5 protein-coding genes are annotated in these 3,530 nt (G+C 52.7%); all 5 read right to left on the reverse strand.

What is annotated here, in order from left to right:
- The coding region (locus tag NXS07_RS17295; RefSeq protein WP_258087249.1) for a tail protein X at positions 1-131 on the reverse strand (131 nt) is incomplete at its 3' end.
- Positions 131-622 (reverse strand): head completion/stabilization protein, encoded by a 492-nt coding sequence (locus NXS07_RS17300; RefSeq protein ID WP_038217977.1) that lies wholly within the window; start codon positions 620-622, stop codon positions 131-133. The genes NXS07_RS17295 and NXS07_RS17300, both read right to left, overlap by 1 nt.
- A gap of 100 nt (positions 623-722) precedes the next feature.
- Positions 723-1,613: a phage terminase small subunit gene (gene gpM, locus NXS07_RS17305; protein ID WP_258087240.1), complete on the reverse strand. Its 891-nt coding sequence runs from the start codon at positions 1,611-1,613 to the stop codon at positions 723-725.
- A complete protein-coding gene (locus NXS07_RS17310; protein WP_038193340.1) occupies positions 1,570-2,625 on the reverse strand; it encodes a phage major capsid protein, P2 family in 1,056 nt (351 codons plus the stop codon). The genes gpM and NXS07_RS17310 overlap by 44 nt, the downstream gene beginning before the upstream one ends.
- A 25-nt stretch (positions 2,626-2,650) precedes the next feature.
- Positions 2,651-3,490, reverse strand: coding sequence for a GPO family capsid scaffolding protein (locus tag NXS07_RS17315; RefSeq protein WP_258087241.1), 840 nt, complete (start codon positions 3,488-3,490; stop codon positions 2,651-2,653).
- Positions 3,491-3,530: the final 40 nt, after the last annotated feature.

Consider the following 3,530-nt stretch of genomic DNA (forward strand, 5'->3'; position numbering starts at 1 on the left):
GCGGCAAGCTGGGTGCTCAGGCAGAGATCCGGATTAGCTTCAAGCACCTGCTCAACAATCCCTTGTGTGCGGCCATAGTGACGCCAGCACAGTAAGTCCACGGTATCCCCCTGAAACGCCCTGACCTGCATCAGACCAACTCCGCTATCATGCGATGTTTACCCAAAATATCCCGGATGGCGTTTTGTCCATCCCGTCGCAGGTCATCAATTTGTGTGCTCAATGCTTCAGCGTGTTTTTCTCCGTCGCGCGTGGTGTCGATGTCGCGGTAGTTTTCAATCAACAACGCCTTAGTGAAGCTGTACACCGCCTGGTAATAGCGGAAAACATGCGCCGTGGTGTCGTTGATGACCGGCGATGGCACGGCTTTCAGTGAAGCAAAGCCGTTTTTTTCCTGCTCTGCCCGCCATTCGGCCAATAACTGATTAGCGTAAAGCGTCGCCTCGGTTGCCATGTGTTTGAGCCGGCAGGTTGTGACGCCCCCATTCAGGCGCATCGACTGGCGCAAACCCGATAAGACAATCGCCGGCCAGAACACATCTGAGGTGATGGCTTCATTGCCATCGGTGATCGGGGTTTCATCATCGATTTTGTTTATCGTTTTGGTCGCTACTAAGCTCATAACTCACCTGTTGAGAAAAAACGGCGGTGAACGATGATCCGCACGATGTGTTAAACACGGTTCGGATCACTGTGCCGCCGGGCACGCGGGGTGCATTCGGTTAGCGTGAAGATTTAGCCTTCACCGCTGTTGTTCTGGTCTTGCTCTTGTCGGCTTTTTTCCCCGCCGTTGCGGGTGTCGTCTTTGGGGGCGGCATGACCGTGTTATCTGATGAGGCTGAATCACCCTCAGCGGTCTTTTTCAATTCCCGGGTCAGGGCTTCGATATCTTTTTTCACCCCGATATTGACGAACCGTAACAATGCTTGTTGCATCAACGATAAGGCGCGCGCTTTGTCTTCCCGCTCAGGGCTTAACCGCAGGGTATAGGCCAGCGTTTTAAACAGCTTGGCTTCGACCTGACTCGGCATATCCAGCGGGGTAACCAATTCAGCGAGTCGTTCCAGTATCGCCAGCGGGACAGGATCAACCGTCGCGTCACCCGCCGAAAAAATCGTTAACGCCTTGTCGCAAATCTCATCCACCAATAACGACCCTACGGTGCGGCGATAGCGATCAGGCAAGGGCAGGTTATGGCGAATAACATAGTCAGCCGTGGTCAGCGCGCGGTCATAATGGCCAACGTCCATCTGCCAAATCATGACCGTGGTCAGTACCTCATCGGCCAGACCGGTATCCGATCCCAATACGCCCTCAATCCAGCCGTCATAGGACTCAAGTACTGTGCGCTTGTAGTCAATTTTTCGCTCGGTCGATTGCAGGTCAGATAACCGGGCCTGATCAAAACGCAAGCGGTGTAATACCTGCTCATACGCCGTTAATGCTTCGGATGTCATGCCTTCTTCGCCACGACGTGACGCCATGACTTTTTGCCAGTGTTCTTGTGCCGGTGTCAGCATCATTCCCCCTCGTACCGTGCCGGCGTATTCCGGCACCTCATCAAGTGACTTATTCGCCGCCGCTCTCGGCACCCGCGAAAGAAATATCTTCAATCAGGCAGCTCAGGCCATAATCTTCAATGACATAACCGTCATTACTTTGTGCATAGGTCGCGATACGGTTGTATTCCGGCTCGTTTTTGATGTAGCGGTTGTATTTCCCTTTCTGCCAGTAAAGTGACAGGTTTTTAAAGGTGGTGATGAAGATGGCCCCATCAGGGAAGAACGGCACGCGGAAAACCGGCAAGCCCCCCAGCGTACTGAGTTTCATCAGCTCATTACCCGCCAACAGTTCCATGTTGGGGTTGTGCTGACTGTGCTGATTCAGGATCTTGAAGTTTTTCTGGGTCGTCAGGCGTGAGCCGGTGATAGCCAGCAAGCCGGGGGCGCTCTGATGCCACGGATCAAGCAGGGTGTTCACGGCGTCATAAACGACAGAGTCATAGTTGCCATATTGTCCTTTCTTGATGATTTTCCCATCTTCATCCCGGCTGGTGAGAGTGATACCTTTCATCACGCGCCCCGGCGCTTTGTTGCGCAGGTGCTGTAACCAGCCGATATTAATATCCTGCAATAATGGGTTTTTCTCACGATCGGATTTCAGGGCGCACGATGTGCCATTGAACCCAATCATCAGACGGTCATTCGCCTCTTGCTGGACAATCTGCTGACTGATCAGCTGCTGAAACTCCGGGTGTCCGGCCCACGCATCAATTTGCGTATAGCCGATGTAGGTATCGAAGTTCGTTTGTTCGCAACGGTAGCGGTTCGCCTGTAAATCATGGACGCCGACCGGCTCGCGGCGATCGGCGGTAGACACGTTACGGCTGGCAATCGTGCGGTTGATACCGACCCCGATTTTCTCGCCTTCCTGCTCGGTCACCCCGATGGAATTAATTTCTTTCAGAAAGGGGCTGGATTCCATCTTCGCTTTTTCAAGACGTTGTTGAACAGCGGGTGAAACCGTTAACTGGATGCTATCCCCTTCACGACCCACCCCGTTTAATTTGCCTTGCTGATCAAGGTAGGACAGATAGTGCTGACGCCCTTCGTTACTGAGTGACATAGATAAAATTCCTGTAAGCAATCAATTAATAATCGGCCAACACTTGGGTTGAACCGCTCGCACCCGGGCGCTGAACCGAAGAATCATCCTGATGGCTGAGCTGGCTTTTCAGCGTACTGAGTTCGGTTGCAAGTTGCGTGAGCTGTTCCGACTGGCTGGCGCACTGCTGTTCCAGTGCAGACAACTTCTGCCCCTGATTGAGGGCTTCGCCACATTTTTCCGCCGTTAACTGCACCATCTCACGCAAGATACTGATTTCAGCGTTGCTGTGCTCACGGTGCAGCCCCAGCGCCTTTTTCACGGATAAAACAAACTTTTCGCCGAGGGATTTATCATCGGCAGGGTTCTGTTCAGTCCCTGCCAGCAATTCAACCATGGTTTCCAGTGATGCTGACAAAAAGCGATCATCACTGGCCGGTAGGCCGCGTTCCTGCACACTCAGCTTGATTAATTCCGTACCGACAGCGGCGGGGGTATCCGTCAGCGCAATACCGGTTAAATACGCGCTATTGGTTTGCGGAAAACGCGAATAAAATTCAATGCTGGAAAAAATCTTCTGGCCGCTCTGGTTCAGTTTGAAGACATTCGCGTCTTTTTCTTCATCCAGATCGACGGTGGCTTCCAGTGCCAGCCTGCCCTGTAGTGGCCCGTCTTTGACTTCATACGCCCGGGCTGATTGCACCAGTGCGTAATGACGAAACAGGCTGTCTGGGTAAAGGCTTTTGACGTGTTCCAGATTCAGACGGGCCGCATAGAGGCGGGGGTTATAGTTGTCTGCCATCTGCTGGATCTGTTCGCGGGAAACGGCAAACCCGTTTAGGGTCATCCCTTCAGTACAGACCGTTAATTTAATGGTTTTGGCCATGGTTGCTCTCCAACAAGCCCCTTTCTATTGATGACGCTAT

Source organism: Xenorhabdus bovienii, from assembly GCF_024721015.1.
In the GTDB taxonomy this organism is placed as follows: domain Bacteria; phylum Pseudomonadota; class Gammaproteobacteria; order Enterobacterales; family Enterobacteriaceae; genus Xenorhabdus; species Xenorhabdus bovienii.

Excerpts from the sequence above, each read along its gene's own strand:
- NXS07_RS17300 (WP_038217977.1), bottom strand. The coding sequence starts at position 622 with ATGAGCTTAGTAGCGACCAAAACGATAAACAAAATCGATGATGAAACC.
- NXS07_RS17310 (WP_038193340.1), bottom strand. The coding sequence starts at position 2,625 with ATGTCACTCAGTAACGAAGGGCGTCAGCACTATCTGTCCTACCTTGAT.
- NXS07_RS17315 (WP_258087241.1), bottom strand. The coding sequence starts at position 3,490 with ATGGCCAAAACCATTAAATTAACGGTCTGTACTGAAGGGATGACCCTA.